20 protein-coding genes and 1 tRNA gene are annotated in these 17910 nt (G+C 68.0%); 16 read left to right on the forward strand and 5 right to left on the reverse strand.

Features of this window, described 5'->3' with window-relative positions; all coding sequences use genetic code 11:
• The first annotated feature begins 99 nt into the window (after window positions 1–99).
• From NJ1_RS25560 to NJ1_RS25570, 3 genes are all read left to right on the forward strand, one after another.
• The gene (locus NJ1_RS25560; protein ID WP_157574195.1) at window positions 100–675 is read left to right on the forward strand and encodes an Rv1363c family protein; all 576 of its coding nucleotides are present in this window, start codon (window positions 100–102) and stop codon (window positions 673–675) included.
• On the forward strand, window positions 672–1163 hold the full coding sequence (locus NJ1_RS25565; RefSeq protein WP_157574196.1) for a hypothetical protein: 492 nt from the start codon (window positions 672–674) through the stop codon (window positions 1161–1163). Before NJ1_RS25560 ends, NJ1_RS25565 begins: the two co-directional genes overlap by 4 nt.
• A gap of 95 nt (window positions 1164–1258) precedes the next feature.
• Complete coding sequence (locus tag NJ1_RS25570) at window positions 1259–2209, forward strand: oxidoreductase (protein WP_067698767.1); 951 nt, start codon at window positions 1259–1261, stop codon at window positions 2207–2209.
• Between the two features lie 139 nt (window positions 2210–2348).
• On the opposite strand, the gene NJ1_RS25575 is transcribed toward NJ1_RS25570, so the two are convergent.
• Window positions 2349–3833 carry an alpha,alpha-trehalose-phosphate synthase (UDP-forming) gene (locus NJ1_RS25575; RefSeq protein WP_067698769.1) on the reverse strand — a complete coding sequence of 495 codons (1485 nt, stop codon included), beginning with the start codon at window positions 3831–3833 and terminating at the stop codon, window positions 2349–2351.
• 3 nt (window positions 3834–3836) lie between these two features.
• Window positions 3837–4007 (reverse strand): hypothetical protein, encoded by a 171-nt coding sequence (locus NJ1_RS39795; RefSeq protein ID WP_169813203.1) that lies wholly within the window; start codon window positions 4005–4007, stop codon window positions 3837–3839.
• A 167-nt stretch (window positions 4008–4174) separates the two neighbouring features.
• Here NJ1_RS39795 and NJ1_RS25580 point away from each other — a divergent pair, with 167 nt between their 5' ends.
• The 9 genes from NJ1_RS25580 to NJ1_RS25620 all read left to right on the forward strand — a co-directional run bounded on the left by NJ1_RS25580 (window position 4175) and on the right by NJ1_RS25620 (window position 11569).
• On the forward strand, window positions 4175–5008 hold the full coding sequence (locus NJ1_RS25580; RefSeq protein WP_067698771.1) for an alpha/beta fold hydrolase: 834 nt from the start codon (window positions 4175–4177) through the stop codon (window positions 5006–5008).
• A 135-nt stretch (window positions 5009–5143) separates the two neighbouring features.
• Complete coding sequence (locus tag NJ1_RS25585) at window positions 5144–5386, forward strand: MbtH family protein (RefSeq protein WP_019931522.1); 243 nt, start codon at window positions 5144–5146, stop codon at window positions 5384–5386.
• A gap of 167 nt (window positions 5387–5553) precedes the next feature.
• Window positions 5554–5625, forward strand: a tRNA-Thr gene (locus NJ1_RS25590).
• Window positions 5626–5743: 118 nt separating this feature from the next.
• Window positions 5744–6316, forward strand: coding sequence for a TetR/AcrR family transcriptional regulator (locus tag NJ1_RS40260; protein WP_067698773.1), 573 nt, complete (start codon window positions 5744–5746; stop codon window positions 6314–6316).
• On the forward strand, window positions 6313–7488 hold the full coding sequence (locus NJ1_RS25600) for an NADH:flavin oxidoreductase (protein ID WP_067698774.1): 1176 nt from the start codon (window positions 6313–6315) through the stop codon (window positions 7486–7488). Before NJ1_RS40260 ends, NJ1_RS25600 begins: the two co-directional genes overlap by 4 nt.
• Window positions 7489–7592: 104 nt before the next feature.
• Entirely contained in the window at window positions 7593–8225 is a 633-nt protein-coding gene (locus NJ1_RS25605) for a TetR/AcrR family transcriptional regulator (protein WP_067698775.1), read from the forward strand.
• Window positions 8226–8416: 191 nt separating this feature from the next.
• Window positions 8417–9202, forward strand: coding sequence for an IclR family transcriptional regulator (locus NJ1_RS25610; protein WP_084478799.1), 786 nt, complete (start codon window positions 8417–8419; stop codon window positions 9200–9202).
• A gap of 109 nt (window positions 9203–9311) precedes the next feature.
• Complete coding sequence (locus NJ1_RS25615) at window positions 9312–10049, forward strand: response regulator transcription factor (protein ID WP_067698780.1); 738 nt, start codon at window positions 9312–9314, stop codon at window positions 10047–10049.
• A complete protein-coding gene (locus tag NJ1_RS25620) occupies window positions 10046–11569 on the forward strand; it encodes a sensor histidine kinase (RefSeq protein ID WP_067698782.1) in 1524 nt (507 codons plus the stop codon). Before NJ1_RS25615 ends, NJ1_RS25620 begins: the two co-directional genes overlap by 4 nt.
• 29 nt (window positions 11570–11598) lie before the next feature.
• On the opposite strand, the gene NJ1_RS25625 is transcribed toward NJ1_RS25620, so the two are convergent.
• Window positions 11599–12024: an HIT family protein gene (locus NJ1_RS25625; protein ID WP_067698784.1), complete on the reverse strand. Its 426-nt coding sequence runs from the start codon at window positions 12022–12024 to the stop codon at window positions 11599–11601.
• Window positions 12025–12112: 88 nt separating this feature from the next.
• A complete protein-coding gene (locus tag NJ1_RS25630; RefSeq protein WP_067698786.1) occupies window positions 12113–12490 on the reverse strand; it encodes a PH domain-containing protein in 378 nt (125 codons plus the stop codon).
• A gap of 96 nt (window positions 12491–12586) precedes the next feature.
• Between NJ1_RS25630 and purD the strand changes: the two genes are divergently transcribed.
• A complete protein-coding gene (gene purD / locus NJ1_RS25635; protein ID WP_067698788.1) occupies window positions 12587–13870 on the forward strand; it encodes a phosphoribosylamine--glycine ligase in 1284 nt (427 codons plus the stop codon).
• A gap of 390 nt (window positions 13871–14260) precedes the next feature.
• Here purD and NJ1_RS38375 read toward each other — a convergent pair whose 3' ends face one another.
• Complete coding sequence (locus NJ1_RS38375; RefSeq protein WP_084478813.1) at window positions 14261–15157, reverse strand: M23 family metallopeptidase; 897 nt, start codon at window positions 15155–15157, stop codon at window positions 14261–14263.
• Window positions 15158–15485: 328 nt separating this feature from the next.
• Between NJ1_RS38375 and NJ1_RS39370 the strand changes: the two genes are divergently transcribed.
• The 3 genes from NJ1_RS39370 (at window position 15486) to NJ1_RS25650 (ending at window position 17784) form a co-directional block, all read left to right on the forward strand.
• Window positions 15486–15992 carry a hypothetical protein gene (locus NJ1_RS39370; RefSeq protein ID WP_157574197.1) on the forward strand — a complete coding sequence of 169 codons (507 nt, stop codon included), beginning with the start codon at window positions 15486–15488 and terminating at the stop codon, window positions 15990–15992.
• On the forward strand, window positions 15922–17094 hold the full coding sequence (locus NJ1_RS25645) for a pyridoxal phosphate-dependent aminotransferase (protein ID WP_218025260.1): 1173 nt from the start codon (window positions 15922–15924) through the stop codon (window positions 17092–17094). The genes NJ1_RS39370 and NJ1_RS25645 overlap by 71 nt, the downstream gene beginning before the upstream one ends.
• A gap of 75 nt (window positions 17095–17169) precedes the next feature.
• Entirely contained in the window at window positions 17170–17784 is a 615-nt protein-coding gene (locus NJ1_RS25650; RefSeq protein WP_067698792.1) for a TetR/AcrR family transcriptional regulator, read from the forward strand.
• The last annotated feature ends 126 nt before the right edge of the window (window positions 17785–17910 follow it).

Raw genomic sequence — 17910 nt, forward strand, 5'->3', positions numbered from 1 at the left:
GTACCGCACCCGTCTCGCTCCGAATCTGTTGGGGTGATGGATGATTGGCTGGTTTCGGGGAGAGCCGACGAACTTGATGGCAATGGCGCGGGAGTTCAGATGAGTGACTACACGGGTGGGCTGATGCCCGGAAATGCCGAGCCCGCGAACACCGAGCCGGGGAACATCGATCCCGGGAGCCGGGCGAGCCGCTGGCCGCTGTTCGTGGCAGCCGGTGCGGTGCCGCTGACCGTGCTCGGGGTGCTGGGATCCGCGTTCGTGGTGGATCAGCGTGACGCGCTCGCGGACCGGGATCACCTTCGGGCGGAGTACGTTCGGGCCGCCGAGCTGGCGATCACGAACATCACCAACATCAACGCCGATACCGCGCGGGCGGACATCCAGCGGGTGCTCGAGGTGACCTCGGGGGATCTGCAGCGGGAATACTCCGACCGGATGGACGACTACACCAGCACCGTGCAGAAGGCTCAGGTGCGCACCACGGGCACCGTGGTCGCGACCGCGCCGCAGAGTTCGGACGAGCACTCGGCGGTGGTCCTGGTGGTCGTCGAGCAGACGCTGTCCTATTCGGGTGTGGAAGGGCCGCAGCATCGACAGCTGCGTTTCAAGGTGTCTCTCGATCGCGACGACGACACCGGCGGCATCACGGCGACGGGGATGGAGACGGTGGTTTGAGGGCGAGACCGCGTGATCTGGTGGTCATGGGCTGCGCGCTGGTCCTTGCGGCCGTGAGTCTTTCGACGGGCGGCTGGCTGAGTTTCCAGTGGCGGCAGGATCATCTGGCCGATGCGGCGCGCAGCGAGTCGGCGGTGGTCGCCGGGCGGGCCGTGAAAGGCATGTACGGCTACGACTTCCGGACCATCGACACGCAGATGGCGCAGACCGCGGAGGATATGACGCCCTCGTTCCGGGACAACTGGTTGAAGGTGACGGCCACCGTTCTCGCACCGGGCGCCAAGGAGCAGGAACTCGTCGTCGAGGCCACCGTGCTCGAGACCGGCATCATCAGCGCGGAGGCCGATCGCACCGAGGTCATGGTCTTCATGAATCAGATGAGCTCCGGCAAGAATCCGGCCGCCGGCTCCTTCGACACCGGCCTGCTGCGGGTCAGCATGGAACGGGACGACGGACGCTGGCTGGTGGCTGCCGTGGACCCCGTCTAGCGCGTTTTCCGTCCGTTCATCGGCGTACGGCTCGTCGGCGGGCCGGTAGCGGCATATGGTCTTTCAGGGGGAGAGTCTGAAAGGTCGGGATTTTCGTGAGCGACAAGACGACGCCGTGGACCGCGGCTGACATACCGAATCTGAAGGGGCGCACCGCTGTTGTCACCGGCGCGAGCGCCGGACTGGGGTTGGTGACGGCGCGATTACTCGCCGAAGCGGGCGCCAGAGTGGTGCTGGCCTGCCGAGATATCGAGAAGGCGGCGGGAGTGGTGCGGCTCGTTCGCGAGAAGGTGCCCGAGGCCGAATTGTCGATCGTGCAACTGGATCTCGCGTCGCAGGAGTCGGTGCGAGAGGCAGCGCTGAAGGTCCGGGCCGAATGCGAGCGCATCGATCTGCTGATCAACAACGCGGGCACGATGAGCCCGCAGCGGATCATCACCGCCGACGGCTTCGAAGCCACCCTGGCCACCAACTATCTCGGGCACTTCGCCTTCACCGGGCTGCTGCTGGACCTGTTGCTCGCCGCGCCCTCGGGTCGAGTCATCTCGCTCTCCAGCGGATTCGCGGGCAAGAAGAGTGCGGCGCTGGATCTGGACGATCTGTTCTACGCCAAGCGCAAGTACAAGCTGCTGGCCGCGTACGGGCAGTCCAAGCGGGCGAATCTGCTGTTCAGCTTCGAACTTCAGCGTCGGCTCAACGGCACCGAGACCGCACTGGTGTCGGTCGCCGCGCATCCGGGCGCCGCGTTCACCGAGTTCAACCGGAACGTCAGCCCGATCATCAAACCGCTGACGAACCCCCGATTCGACTGGCTCTTCCGGGGTTTCATGCAATCGGCCGAGATGGGCGCACTGCCGACCCTGCGCGCGGCGACCGACCCGCAGGTGCGCGGCGGCGAATTCTTCGGACCCGAGAACAACACGAAGGGCTATCCGATCCGGATCGAGGCCGATGCCTCGGCGCACGATCCGGACACGGCCGGGCGGCTCTGGGCCGAGGCGCAGCGACTGACCGGGGTCGAGTACGACTTCGGAACCGCGGCCTGACGCGGCTGCGCGGCAACGGGTTTTCGGCAGCAACGGGTTTTCGGCAGCACAGGTTCCCGGCGGCAACGAGTTCTCGCACCGGAACAGGTTCAGCGACGCCGCGGACGGCGTCGCTGAACCTGGTATCGAATCCGGACGACTAGCGGCGCAGTTCGCCCGGGTCGACGTCGTCGTCGGACAGCAGTGCGCTGCCGGCGACCCGGTCGGTGGCCAATGCGTCCAGGAAGGCTCGCGCCCACCGGTCCACATCGTGGGTGAGGACCTGCCGGCGCATGGAGCGCATCCGGCGGCGACGGGTGTCGCGATCGTCCTCGATTGCGGCGATCAACGCGTCCTTGACGCTGTCCAGGTCGTGCGGGTTGCACAGGTAGGACTGGCGCAATTCCGCTGCCGCACCGGTGAATTCGCTCAGCACCAGGGCGCCGTTCAGGCCGCCCTGACACGCCACGTACTCCTTGGCGACCAGATTCATGCCGTCGCGCAGCGGGGTCACGAGCATGACGTCCGCGGCCACGAAGAACGAGATGAGTTCCTCGCGGGGGATGGGACGATGCAGGTAGTGCACCACCGGATAGCCGACCCGGGCGAACTCGCCGTTGATCCGGCCCACCTGGCGTTCGATGTCACCGCGCATCTGGATGTAGGACTCCACCCGTTCGCGACTCGGCGTGGCCAGCTGCACCATCACCGTCTCGGACGGGTCGATCCTGCCCTCGTGCAGCAGTTCCTCGAGCGCGGCCAACCGGACGTCGATGCCCTTGGTGTAGTCCAAGCGATCCACGCCGAGCAGGATGGTCTTCGGATTACCCAGTTCCGCACGGATTTTCGCGGCCCGCTCGCGCACCTGCCTGCCGCGCGACAACTCGTCCATCTCGGTGGAGGAGATGGAGATCGGGAACGCGCCCACTCGCACGGTGCGGAAACCCACCTGCACCACACCGAGTTTCGAGCGCACGCCCACATTGCCGCGTGAAGTCGGTTGCCCGGCAAGCCTTCTGGCCAGATAGAGGAAGTTCTGCGCACCGCCGGGCAGATGGAAGCCGATCAGATCCGCGCCGAGCAGACCCTCGACGATCTCGGTGCGCCAGGGCATCTGCATGAACAGTTCCACCGGCGGGAACGGGATGTGCAGGAAGAAGCCGATGGTCAGATCGGGGCGCAGCATGCGCAGCATCTTGGGCACCAGCTGCAGCTGGTAGTCCTGCACCCAGACGGTCGCGCCCTCGGCGGCCACCTTGGCGGTGTGCTCGGCGAAGCGGCGGTTCACCGTCACGTACGCCTGCCACCATTTGCGGTCGTAGACCGGGCGGACGATCACGTCGTGATAGAGCGGCCACAGTGTGCCGTTGGAGAAGCCTTCGTAGTAGTCGGAGACCTCGTCGGCCGACAGCGGTACCGGATGGAGTTCCAGACCGTCCTCGGTGATCGGATCGACGTCCACATCGGGAACGCCGGCCCAGCCGACCCATGCGCCTTTGTTGTTACGCAGAACGGGTTCCAGGGCGGTCACCAGACCACCGGGACTGCGCTTCCAACGGGTAGTGCCATCGGGTAGTCGTTCCAGATCGACCGGGAGTCGATTGGCGACTACGACGAATCCGGAACCAGAGCTGTCCGGGTTCACGAGTCATTCGCCTCGCGTAAGCGGAGCGACACCCAGCATCGACAAGAGCATGCGGCACTCGTCCGCATCGGTCGCGTAGGCGGCCACGACGCGCTGGGCCTGGCGAGCGGTTTCGTCGGCGAGCGGTTCCAGTTCGTCGTCCGCGATGTCCTTGGCGCTGCTGTTCGCGGCCATCATCATGTCCTCTCGGGGAAGTCTGCAGGTCGTGAGAGGTCCATGGTATCTGTCGCACCCATCGGGCCCGCGCACTCGGTGCAAAGGAGCCCGAAACGCAATGGCGTCGATTGCAGATACGGTGGTCGCAAGCACGAGTCGTTGGAACGGATGAAGGGGTCGCACGTATGCCGTTGGCGACGGTGAACGGAATCTCGCTCAACTACCAGGTCAAGGGTGACCGGGCCAAGGGCACCGACGTCAAGGGGTCGGCGCCGCTGGTGGTCATGATCATGGGCACCGGCAGCCCGGGCCGGGTGTGGGAACTGCATCAGGTTCCCGCGCTGGTGGCCGCCGGGTACCGGGTGTGCACCTTCGACAATCGCGGCATCGCGCCGTCCTTCGAATCCCCGCAGGGCATTCACATCGACGATCTGGTGCGCGATACCGCCGCGCTCATCGAATTCCTGGACGAGGGACCGGTCCTGGTGGTCGGGCAGTCCATGGGGTCGCGTGTCGCGCAGGAACTCGCGCTGGCGCGCCCGGATCTGGTCCGCAAGGCCGCCTTCCTGGCCGGGCACGCGCGCCTGGACCAGTTCCAGAAGACGCTGTCGGTGGGCGAGCACGAATTCGACGAGACCGGCGTGCGGCTGCCCGCGAAGTACGACGCCGCCCTGACCGCCCTGATGAACCTGTCGCCCGCGACCATGGCCGACAGCAACGCCGCACGTGACTGGCTGGATCTGTTCGAGTTCACCGGCGGTCCCGCCTCGCCCGGCGTGCGCGCTCAGCGGCGCATGGACCACGACTTCGACCGCACGGCCGCCTACCGCGCGATCACCGTGCCGTGCCTTTCGGTAGGCTTCGCGGACGATCGAATGATCCCGCCGTACCTCTCGCGGGAGGTCGCCGATACTATTCCCGGTGCTCGCTACCAGGAAGTTCCCGATGCCGGGCACTTCGGCTACCTGGAACGACCCGAGGCGGTCAACAAGATCCTGCTGGAATTCTTCGGAGGGTGAAGGTAACCGCCCAGGCGTAACGCCTGCCTTGCTAGGGTCGAACCAACGTCGGGGGCTTGTTCCACTACTGCGGTGCGCAGCATGGAATGATCCGTCAACGTTCCCGTACACAGCGCCAGTATCCAGTGAGGTGAAATGAGCACCAATCCCTTCGATGACGAAGACGGCCGGTTCTTCGTCCTTGTCAACGACGAGGAACAGCATTCGCTGTGGCCCGCCTTCGCCGAGGTTCCGGCCGGGTGGCGAGTCGTTTTCGGCGAGGACTCGCGCGCCGCGTGCGTCGAGTACGTCGAGAAGAACTGGACGGATATGCGTCCCAAGAGCTTGCGAGATGCCATGGCGGCGGACGATGCCGCCCGTCAGGCGGCTCAGTCCTGACGCGAGGCGGTCTTACGGATACTGCGCAGGAACGGTTTCCGGCTGCGGTCGCACGGCGCCACGCGCGTTGAACGATCGCACCGGAGTCCAGTCCTGACTGTCTCCTCGACCGGGGACGTCGGCTTTTCCGCACAGCCGACTCACCCGGTTATGATTGCTCCGCTTCCGCCTCCTTAGCTCAGTGGTAGAGCACCGCTCTTGTAAAGCGAAGGTCGTCAGTTCAATCCTGACAGGGGGCTCGGGGACAACGGTCCCTGATCCGGTCACAGACCGGGTCAGGGACCGTTTTTCATGTCCGGGGCAGCCCGTTTCAATCAATGATTGAAATACTGATTGATATTTGGTTCACTACTCGGCATGGTCGAAAAGATCGCCGCGGGAACCCGTGAGCGCTTGCTGGTCGCCGCCGAACGATTGCTGCTGGTCGAGCCGTACGACGAGGTCTCGGTACGCGGCATCTGCACCGCGGCCGGAGCCAACCCCGCCGCCGTGCACTATCACTTCGGTTCCAAGGAGGCGCTCGTCGGCGCACTCCTGGAGGACCGTCTCGGTCCGGTGTGGTTCGACCAGCTCACCGAGCTCACCGCCGCGCCCGCGCCGGTGGCCGACCTGGTGGACGCGGTCCTCACGCCGTTCACGGAACTGGCCGCCGATCCCGTCGGGCGATTGCATCTGCGGCTGCTCGCGCGGTTCGTCATGCGTCGCGAGGCCGCGGTATGGCAGCAGCACTGGTTCCGGATGGACTCCTGGGCGGGGCTGCTGCCCGGCGTCGGCGAGTCCGAGGCCGGCCGCCGGTGGATGCTCGCGTTCGAGCTGATCATCACGCAATTCGGCAGCACCCGGGACCGGGAGCCGTCCGTGCGCGCGGTGGCGACCCTGCGCGATTTCGTGGTCGCCGGACTCACCGCCCCGACAGGAGAATCGCAGTGACCGACATCTTCGCTCCCGCGACACTCGGGCCGATCACCTTGCGCAACAGGGTGATCAAGGCCGCGACCTTCGAGGGCCGCACGCCCGAGGCGCTGGTCACCGACGAACTCGTCGAATTCCATCGGGAGGTGGCGGCGGGCGGCGTCGGCATGACCACCGTCGCCTACTGCGCGGTGGCCCCGGGTGGGCGCACCGATCGGCATCAGATCTGGATGCGGCCCGAAGCCGTTGCGGGACTTCGGAAATTGACCGACGCGGTGCACGCCGAGGGCGCCGCGGTGAGCGCGCAGATCGGCCATGCCGGACCGGTCGCCAATGCCGCGTCCAATCGGGCGCCCGCGTTCGCGCCCAGCCGGATGTTCAATCCGCTGGGCATGCGCTTCACCAAGGTGCCCGATCGGGCCGATATCCGCGAGCTCGTCGCCGCGCACGCCGAGGCCGCCCGGCTGGCCGAACGGTCCGGCTTCGACGCCGTGGAGATCCACCTCGGCCACAACTATCTGGCCAGTGCGTTCATGAGCCCGATGCTCAACCGGCGCAAGGACGACTACGGCGGCTCCACCCTCAATCGCGCCCGCTTCGCCCGCGAGATCGTCCGTGCGGTCAAGGACGCGGTGGGGGACCGGATCGCCGTCACCGCGAAACTCGGTATGGAGGACGGCAGTTCGGGCGGGCTCAGGATGCGGGACTCGCTGCAGATCGCGGCCTGGCTGCAGGAGGACGGCGCACTCGACGCCCTCGAGCTGACCGCGGGCAGTTCACTGCTCAACCCGATGCTGCTCTTTCACGGCACCGCGCCTCGGCGCTCGTTCGCGAAAGCCCTTCCGCTCCCGGCTCGTCTGGGTTTTCGGTTGATCGGCGGCTCGTTCCTCAAGGAGTACCCGTACCGGGAGGCCTACCTGCTGGAACGGGCCCGTGAGTTCCGCCGGGAACTGTCCATGCCGCTGATCCTGCTGGGCGGCATCACCAATCACGACACGATGCGCCTGGCCATGGACGAGGGGTTCGAGTTCGTCGCGATGGGCCGCGCGCTGCTGCGCGAACCCGATCTCCTGCAGCGCATTCGAGCCGATCTCACCACCCGATCCGCGTGCATACACTGCAACGAGTGCATGCCGACCATCTACACCGGCACCCGTTGCGAGCTCCGCCCCGAACAGCCTGTTCGCTGAACCGGCCGAGGCGCCGGTCTCACTCAACGGCAGGAGTTCATCGATCATGGTGGGAGTCTGACAAAGTCGAGCTCCGCCACAGAGGTGACCGAGGGAGGGAAGCGATGCCGAGAATCGCCGAAGTGCGCGATGCCGCGGAACCGAGTTCGAGCGAGCAGCGCGCTCGATTCGGCCGGATCATCGAGGCCGCCGCGACCCTGGCCGCCGAGAACGATCTCGAACGCGTCCAGATGAACGAGGTGGCCAAGCTCGCGGGCGTCGCGGTCGCGACGCTGTATCGCTACTTTCCCTCCAAGACACACCTTTTCGTCGCGGTCATGCTCGATCAGATCGACCAGATGCTCGAGCGGTTCGCGCGCCGGCCGCGGGTGGAATCCAGTGCCACGGACGCGGTGTACGAGACGCTGGTGCGGGTGGTCCGGGTGATGATGCGCCGTCCGCTGCTGGCCTCGGCGATGATCCAGTCCAACAGCACCGCCAAGGCCGCCGTGGTCCCCGACACCGCGCGGGTCGAACGCCATTTCCGGCAACTGCTCTACCAGGCCGCCGGGATCGAGCAGGTCACCGAACGCGACGCGATGCTGGTGCGGGTGCTCATCCACGCGTCCTTCGGCATCATCCAGTCCTGCCTGAACGGGCGCATCACCCTTCCCGACGCGGAACAGGATCTGCGAGTGGCGTGCGACCTGCTGCTCGCGGAATGGCCGGAGCGCTTCCCGGCGCCGATCGCCGAGTGATCTCCAGCGCACCGTGTGTCCGGTGGCCTTGCGCGCCAACGCATCCGAGGTCGGCCGCCGACGGGCCGGGGCCTCGGAGAGGTCGTCCGCGAACTCGCGCGACCACCTCGGTGCGCGTGTTACTGTCGGACAAGAATGAATTTCAGTTCTCGACTGGAACCAGTCGGTGAACAGCGTATTTGGAGCGGTCGATGACTATCATTGATTCGGGAAAAGCGGTCGGTGAGCGCCCGCTGCCACCTTCGATGGTCGAGCGGATGACCCTGATCCTCGACACCTTCGACGGTCGGACGTCGCAGCTCTCGCTCGACGAGATCGTGGGCCGGACCCGATTGCCGCGCTCCACCGTCTACCGCATTCTCGGGCAGATGCTGCAGTTGCACTGGATCGAGCACGCCGCGCGCGGGTATCGGCTGGGACGGCGCGCGCTGGGCATCGGCGGCGACGACGGGCGCGGCGAGATCCGCAAGGCGGCGGCCCCCGTGCTGCACACGCTGCACCTGCGCACGGGCCTGGTGGCGCACCTGAACGTGCTCGTGGACGGTGAGAGCGAGTATCTCGACAAGGTCGGCGGCCGGCACGCCACCCGGGTGCCGACCCGGGTCGGCGGGCGCGCGGGCGCGCACACCACCGCCGGCGGGCGATCGATGCTCGCCTGGCTGACCCCGGAGGTGGTCGACGATCTCTACGCGCGCACCTCGCGCGACTACTCGACCGAGGAATTGTCCTGTCTGCATTACGAACTCGACCGGATCCGCAGGCGCGGCGGGCTGGCGTTCGACCGGGACGACGCACCGAACGGGTTCGCCTGGGTCGGCGCGGCGGTGCGCGACGAGGACGGACCGGCCGCCGCCATCTCGCTGTGCGGCGACGCCCGGACCGCGCAGCCCGAGCGGGTCGCGCCGCTGGTGCTCGCCGCCGCCCGCGCGGTGTCGCGCGTGTTGTATCCGGCGGACTCGGCCGCTCGGGTCGGCTGACGCTCGCGTGCGCGCCTGCCGGTGAACGCCGAGCCCTCCCGGCGGCGTTCCCAGGAAACTCCCAGCCGAGGTTCAGAGAACTCGCGAGCAGTGGCAGCAGTATGGGGTCATGACAGGTGTGCCCGGGCAGGATGTCGAACCGGAGGCGAAGGTCCTCGTCGTCGACGATGAGCCGATGATCGTGGAGTTGCTCTCGGTCAGTCTTCGGTATCAGGGATTCGAGGTGGCGAGTGCGGCCAGCGGGACCGAGGGGCTGGATCGGGCCCGCACGTTCCGGCCGGACGCGCTGATCGTGGACGTGATGATGCCGGGGATGGACGGGTTCGGACTGCTGCGGCGGCTGCGCGCGGACGGAATCGACGCGCCCGTGCTGTTCCTGACCGCTCGGGACGAGGTCAGCGACAAGGTCACCGGGCTCACGCTCGGGGCGGACGACTACGTCACCAAGCCGTTCAGCCTGGAAGAGGTGGTGGCCCGGCTGCGGGTGGTGCTGCGCCGGGCGGGGCGCGCGGTGGTGGAGACCAAATCCTCGCGGCTGCGATTCGCCGATATCGAGCTGGACGACGACACCCACGAGGTGTGGAAGGCCGGGGAGCCGGTGCCGCTCTCGCCGACCGAGTTCACGCTGCTGCGGTACTTCCTGGTCAACGCGGGCACGGTGCTGAGCAAGCCGCGGATTCTGGATCACGTGTGGCGGTACGACTTCGGCGGCGAGGTCGGGGTGGTCGAGACGTACGTGTCGTACCTGCGCAAGAAGGTCGACACCGGTCCGGACCGGTTGATCCACACCCTGCGCGGGGTCGGTTATGTGATGCGCGAACCCAATCGGAAATCGATCGCGAAGTGAACACGGCGGAGGTCGCCCGGACGCTGCGCGGCCGCGTCTCGAATCGGCTTGCGGCGGTACCGCTTCGGACCACGCTGACGGTCGCGCTGGTGGCGCTGGTGGCGTTCGCGCTGCTGCTGTCCGGGATCGTGGTGACCTCGCTGATGAACAACGTGCTGACCCAGCGCCTCGATCAGCAGCTCTTCGAGGCCTCGCACAGCTGGGCGGCCCCGGGGCGATCCCGGCCCAAGCTGACCAATCCGGGCAAGGAGGGTCCGCCGGCGCGTTTCTATGTGCGCGTACAGGATTCGAGTGGGCGGGTGGTGCAGGAACTCGATCCCGGCTCGACCCTGCCGGACGTGCCGGAGGACCTCGGCAAGCATCCGATCACCGTCGGCTCGGCCGACGACTCGGGCAAGCAGTGGCGGATCGTGCGCGAGGTCAACCCGGACGGCACCAGCACGGTGGCGATTCCGATGGACGAGACCCAGTCCTACCTCGACCGTCTCATCCTGCTGCAGACCGTTTTCGGACTGCTCATCCTCGGAACCCTGGCTGTGGGAGCGCGTTTCGTGATCCGGCGCAGTCTGCGCCCGCTGGAGGGGGTGGAGCGCACCGCCGCCGCCATCGCGGGCGGTGACCTGCATCAGCGAGTTCCGGTGCGCGGCAGCGATACCGAGGTGGATCGGCTCTCGCAGTCGCTCAACATCATGCTCACCCAGATCCAGCAGGCCTTCGCCGCGACCGAGGGTTCGGAGGAGGCCGCGCGGCGCTCGGAAGCCAAGATGCGGCGGTTCGTCGCGGACGCGAGCCATGAGCTGCGCACGCCGCTGACCACCATCAAGGGCTTCTCGGAGCTCTATCGCCAGGGCGCCATCACCGATCCGGAGATCCTGATGGATCGGATCGAGCGCGAATCCAAGCGGATGGGACTGCTGGTCGAGGACCTGCTCATGCTGGCCCGGATGGACGAGCAGCGGCCCTTCGAACGACGGTCGGTGGATCTGCTCATGCTGGCCAGCGATGCCGTGCACAGTGCGCGCGCGCTCGCCGCGGTGCAGCATCCCGAGGCGCCGACGCGGCAGATCGACCTGGAGATCTGTGCCGGGACGGGCACCCTGGAGGTGCCGGGGGACCAGGCCAGGCTGCGGCAGGTGCTGGCCAATCTGATCAACAACGCACTGGTGCACACACCGCCCGAAGCGGCGGTCACGGTGCGACTCACACCCGCCTCCGACGCGGTGCTGCTCGAGGTGCAGGACACCGGGCCGGGGCTGGAACCGGAGCAGGCCGAGCGGGTCTTCGAACGGTTCTATCGCACCGACGCCTCACGCAGCCGGGGGAGCGGCGGTACGGGACTGGGACTTTCGATCGTCCAGGCGCTGGTCGCCGCACACGACGGTGTGGTGTCGGTGACCAGCGAGCCCGGAGCGGGAACCACCTTCGCCGTGCGGCTGCCGCGCGGCGGGGAGCAGTCGGAGGACGAGCGGGACGAGGCGGATCGGGTCGAGCTCGATCAGCCCGACACCGACCTGTCCTGAGTCGATCGAATCTGAGGCCGGTCGGGAAATCAGTCGGGGACGTTCGCCCCGTAACCCAGATCGCGCAACGCCTGCTTGATCTTGGCCTGGGCCTCGTCCAGCGACTCCTTGCTGGGCTCCGGGTCCGCGCCGGTGATGTCGAAGTCACCGAGCTCGAACGCCGGGAAGACGTGGATGTGCAGATGCGGCACCTCCAGGCCCGCGATGAGCAGGCCCGCGCGCGGAGCCTCCCACGCGGCCCGCAGCGCCCGGCCGATCTTCTGCGACAGGGCGGTCATCCGGGCGAAGGTCTCCGGATCCAGGTCCTGCCACTGATCGATCTCCTTGCGCGGCACCACCAGCGTGTGCCCCTGCGTCACCGGGGAAATGGTCAGGAAGGCGACGAACTCGTCGTCCTCCCAGACGAACCGGCCAGGCAGCTGGCCGTTGATGATTGCGGAGAAAACGGAAGCCATGCCCCGGAGATTACGCGTGGTGGATCGGTGTTGCGGCGGCACCGCGACGAAGTGCGAAACGCAGGCACCGCGACGAAGTGCTGCCGGGTCATACTGCGACGAAGTGCGACAGGATGCCCTGCACCTCGTAGATGTCGACCTGGCGGTTGAAGCGCTTGGAGATCGGATCGTGCGAACCCGAGACCCAGATCATGAGTTCGGCGTCCAGATCGAAGGTGCCGGCGGTCTCCACCGAGAAGTGCGTGATCGCCCGGTAGGGGATGCTGTGATAGCTCACCTTGCGGCCCGTGATGCCCTGTTTGTCGACCAGGATCAGCCGCCTGTCGGTGAACAGCAGAGCATCGCGAACCAGCAGGTACGCGGCGTGGACCTGCTCACCCTGGCCTAGTAGTCTGCCGTATTCCTGTTGTGCGGCGGCGGGATCGATGCGTCCCGCATTGCCCATGATTCCGTCGATCAAGCCCATCGCAGATATGTCCTCGTGGTCGATTCGGGGTGAGCGCCCTCATCGACCATCATCCCCCTGCTGTTCAGCGGCGCGGTCGGTTCTAAGCTGTCTGCCGTGCGCGTACTCGTCATCGGTTCCGGAGCCCGTGAACATGCCCTCGCCCTTGCCCTGCGCAAGGACCCGGCAGTGACCGAGGTGACCGTCGCGCCCGGCAACGCCGGCATCGCCCAGCATGTGGACGTGCGGGCGGTGAACGCGTCCTCCGGTGAGGAGGTGGTCGCCCTGGCGCAGGAGCTGGCAGCCGACCTCGTGGTGATCGGGCCCGAGGTGCCGCTGGTGCTCGGCGTCGCCGACGCGGTGCGCGCGGCGGGCATCCCGGCATTCGGGCCCTCGGCCTCGGCCGCGCGGATCGAGGGGTCCAAGGCGTTCGCCAAGGACGTCATGAAGGTCGCGGGCGTGCGCACCGCGCACAGCGAGATCGTCGATCATCCGGGTGAGTTGGACGCCGCGCTGGACCGGTTCGGGCCCACCTGGGTCGTGAAGGACGACGGGCTGGCCGCCGGCAAGGGCGTGGTGGTGAGCCCCGATCGCTCGGTGGCGCGTGAACATGCCGCCGAACTGCTCGAGAACGGGCATCCGGTGCTGCTCGAGTCCTTCCTGGACGGGCCCGAGGTGTCGCTGTTCTGCCTCGTGGACGGTGAGAACGTGGTGGCGCTGCTGCCCGCCCAGGACCACAAGCGGGTCGGGGACGGGGACACCGGACCCAATACCGGCGGCATGGGCGCGTACACGCCGCTGCCGTGGCTGCCGGAGCAGACGCTCACCGCGATCGTCGAGGACGTGGTGAAACCCGTTGCGGCGGAGATGGTTGCCCGCGGCGTGCCGTTCAGCGGCCTGCTGTACGCGGGCCTGGCCATCGGTCAGGGCGGACCGGCCGTGGTCGAATTCAATTGCCGCTTCGGCGATCCCGAGACCCAGGCCGTGCTGGCCATGCTGGACAGCCCGCTCGCGGAACTGCTGTACGCCACGGCCACCGGCACCCTCGACCAGGTCGCCGCGCCCCGCTGGAAGGACGGCTCCGCCGTCACCGTGGTGCTGGCCGCCGAGAACTACCCGGGGCGTCCGCGCAGCGGGGACATCATCTCCGGGGCCGAATCCACCGGCACCGGAACCGAATCCGAGGTGCTGCACGCGGGAACGGCGCAGCGTGAGGACGGCGCGCTCGTCTCCGCCGGCGGCCGCGTGCTGTCGGTGGTCGGCCAGGGCGCGGATCTCGCCGAGGCGCGGGCCAACGCCTACGCCCGGCTCTCGGGCATCAAGCTCCCCGGCGGACACTTCCGCAGCGATATCGGCCTCGCCGCCGAAGAAGGCCGCATCACCATCCCCGCCGCAGTCTGACTCGAGAACACGCGAGAACGCCCGCCCCCGAGTCGAACTCGGGGGCGGGCGTTCTTCGCATCGACGGGTGGACCTGTGTGGTCGAGCGGGCGGCCGTACCGGATTATGTCCAGCCCGACGGCCCCGGACCCGACGGCCCGGACCGGGCGACCGGGACCCACGACCGGGACCCACGACCGGGGCTCGACGACTCCGACCGGACGACCGGGACTCAACGACCGGGACCGGACGACCCGAGCCCGACGACCCGGGACCCACGACCGGGGCTCAACGACTCCAACCGGACGACCGGGACTCAACGACCCGGACCCGACGGCCCCGGCCCGCCGAGACCGGATCCAACGAGCCGGTCCGGAGGGCAGTGGGGCGGGGCGGGTCCGGTTCGCTGGGTCAGGTCAGGCCGATGCCGCGCTGGGCCAGCCAGGCTTGCGGGTCCACGTGCTGGCCGTTGATGACGATCTCGAAATGCAGGTGCGGGCCGGTGGAGTCGCCGCGGTTGCCGATGCGGGCGATCTGCAGGCCGGCCGGGACGCGTTCGCCCACCGACACCGAGAAGTCGTACATGTGCCCGTAGACGGAGATGGTGCCGTCGTCGTGGCGGATGCGCACCCACAGGCCGAAACCCTGGGCCGGACCCGCGTCGATCACGGTGCCCGCCGCGACCGCGTAGATCGGTGAGCCGATCGGGGCCGCGATATCGATGCCCGCGTGGAAAGTGCCCCAGCGCGAGCCGAATCCGGAGGTGAACGCGCCCTTCGCGGGCAGCGCGAACCCGCCGACTCCCGGCAGCACGAATCCGGGTGGCAGGGTTCCCTCGGGTGCGGGGCTCACCATCCACGGCTGAGGCTCACCGGCGACCGCCGCCGCGGCCTCGGCCTTGGCGCGTTCGAGGGTCGCGCGCGCGGCGGCCGCCACCACGGCCGATTCGCGCAGCCGCTCACCGTTGCTGATGGCATCCAGATAGCGTTTGGCCGATTCGGCCGAAGTCTGCACCTGTAGCGGATAGGCCACCGGAACCCGTAGTGCCACACCGGGTTCCGCGGGAGCGTCGATCGGAACCAGCCCGATCGCGCTGTCCGCCCCCGCGAACGCCACCACGGCCACCATGCCGCCGATCAGCACCCGATGCTTGACGGTCCAGGCCCGCACCACCGGCGCCTGCCGCCGAACCTCCCCCTTGCCCTTCGCGACCAGCTCCTCGAACTCTCCCCGCGTCCGAGGCCGCCGCCCCCACAGCTCGATCCCGCGCTGCTTCGCCCCGGGAATCCGCTCCCGCACCGAGGCCATCCCGTCCCGCGCTCCCGTGAGGACGCGTCCGGCGCGCTCCCGCGCCCGATCCGGTTCACTCCCGGGTCCGCCTACCGTCCGCACCCCCGGCACGAACCGATCCCCGACCCGAAACCCCTGCTTTGTTCTCGAAGCGGTCGAGCCGGAGTCCGGAGCCTCCGCGAGGCCCGCGCCGGGCTCGCCGGCCGATTCGGCCGTGTCCGTGCTCCGCCCGCTGTCGGCCGAAACCGCTATCGGCACTTCGTGTTCGAGGTCCTCGGCCGAGTCGATCGCGGGAAGGGCCGCCGATTCGATATTCCGTTCGATATCAGCCGAGTCTGCTGTCGGCATGTCACGTTTGACGTTGTCCAGGTTGCCGACCGCGGGGCTGACCGCCGGATCGGTATCGCTCGCGGCCGCGGATTCGCCCGGCTCGGAATCGGCCGGGCGCTCCGGTTCCCGATGTTCGAGGCCGTCGGTTCTCGGGGCGGTTCCGGGTCTGGATTTCGTGGCCGAATGGGTATTTGCTTCGGGCGTGTCGGATCTGTCGTCCGGTCTGCTGCCGTTGCGGCCCGTTTCGCGGGTCGTGGGCGGGGCGGACGGCATTGTCGGCGGGGTGTGGCCGTTGGTGTCTGGCGTTGTCGTTTCGGCTCCCGGAGTGGATCGGTTCGGTGGCGCCGGCGTCGCGCCGGTTCTGGATTTTCCCCCTGGCACAGAGTCTCCCTCAGGCATTCCGGCGGCCATTACGGGACAGGCGGGGGAGTGGGTGCTCTACCGTCTGTCGGGTGCGTATCGAATCTCGCCGGTCGGCCATTCCACCTTTTTACGTGATGGATGTCTGGAAAGCAGCAGCTGAACGGGCGCGGACCCATGGGGATGTGCTGGTGCTGGCCGCGGGCCAGCCCTCCACTCCCGCGCCCCGGGCGGTGCTGCGGGCCACCAAAGCGGCCATGGACTCCGAATTGCTCGGGTACACCGAGACATTCGGGATTCTGGCGCTGCGGGAGGCGATCGCGGGTCATCACCGGGACACCTACGGGGTCGAGGTGGACGCGGAGGACGTGGTCGTGACCACCGGTTCCTCGGGTGCGTTCACGCTGTTGTTCCTGGCCGCGTTCGACGCCGGGGACACCGTGGTGGTGGCCCGGCCGGGCTACCCGGCGTACCGGAACACCCTCACGGCGCTGGGCTGCGACGTGGTGGAGCTGGACTGCGGCCCCGAGACCCGATTCCAGCCGACCGTGGCCATGCTCGAGGCGCTGCCGGAGCCGCCCGCCGGATTGATCGTGGCGAGCCCGGCCAATCCGACGGGGACCATGATCGCGCCCGAGGAGCTCGCGGCGCTGGCCCGCTGGTGCGACGCGCACGGCACGCTGCTCATCTCGGACGAGATCTATCACGGCATCGTCTACGACACCGGTCTGTCCGGGGACACCGAGCCGACCGCCTCGGCGTGGGAGACCTCCCGCGAGTCGGTGGTCATCGGATCGGTGTCGAAGTACTTCTCCATGACCGGCTGGCGGCTGGGCTGGATGCTGGTGCCGCGTTCGCTGCGCCCGGCCCTGCAGCGGCTCGCCTCGAACATGACGGTCTGCCCGCCGGCCATCTCGCAATTCGCGGCGGTGCACGCGTTCGGCGCGGAGGCCAAACAGGAACTCGACGCACATGTGCAGCGGTATGCGGCAAACCGTCAGCTGCTGCTGTCGGGCCTGCCCAAACTGGGTATCACCGACCTCGCTCCGGCGGACGGCGCGTTCTACGCATACGCGAATATCGCTCACCTGACCCAGGATTCGATGGGCTGGTGCACCGAGGTGCTGGACCGGACCGGAGTCGCGCTCGCGCCCGGCATCGACTTCGACACCCGCAACGGTTTACACATGGTGCGCTTCTCCTTCGCGGGCGCGAGTGCCGATATCGAAGAGGCACTGGACCGGTTGGAACGGTATATAGCGTGAACTGCCAAGACATTTCTCCGACTGGTTCTGTCGGACTCGCCCACGAGCCAGGCTGATGACTGGCACGATTGCACGGTGACCACTGCGACGACTCCGAAAGGCGAACGGCGTCGCCAGATGCTGGTTTCAGCCGCCGCCGAGCTGCTGCTCGAGGGCGGCTTCGAAGCGGTCCGGCACCGCTCGGTAGCGACCCGGGCCGATCTGCCCCTGGCATCGACCACCTACTACTTCGAATCGCTCGAGGATCTGATCGCGCGCGCGGTCGAGTTCTCCGGCAACGCCGAACTCGATGCCATGCGCCGCCGACTCGGCGAGGTGAACCACCGCCGCCGCGGCGCGGAGGCCACGGTCGATCTGGTGCTGGATCTCCTGGTCGGCCCCGAGACCCAGGACGAGGACGCCCGCGGCCAGCTCATCGCCCGATACGAGCGTTCGGTGGCCTCGGCCCGCCATCCCGAACTACGCGATGTGCAGCTACGACTACGCGCCCAGCTCGACGAACTGCTCGCCGACGTCCTGCGCCGCTCCGACCGAGTGGTCCGTGCCGAACAGCTCCGCCGAGTGGTCGCGGTCGTCGACGGCGCGGTGGTCACCGCCCTCGGTGAGTTCGACCCCCAACCCCGCCGCATGGCCCGCGGCGCCCTCCTCGAGGTCATCGACATAGTCGCCCCGCCAACGGTTTCCGTCTAGCCGCCCCCCGCCGCAAAGATCCGCCCAACACCGATCTGCCCCCGGTCGCGTCCTATCGAAACCGCGTCCCCGAAACCCCAATCGCCCACCTCTTTCAACGGTCCTCCCCGGTGTTCGTGGCCCGGC

Origin of the sequence: Nocardia jejuensis NBRC 103114 (genome assembly GCF_001613145.1) — a bacterium.
Taxonomy (GTDB): Bacteria; Actinomycetota; Actinomycetes; order Mycobacteriales; family Mycobacteriaceae; genus Nocardia; species Nocardia jejuensis.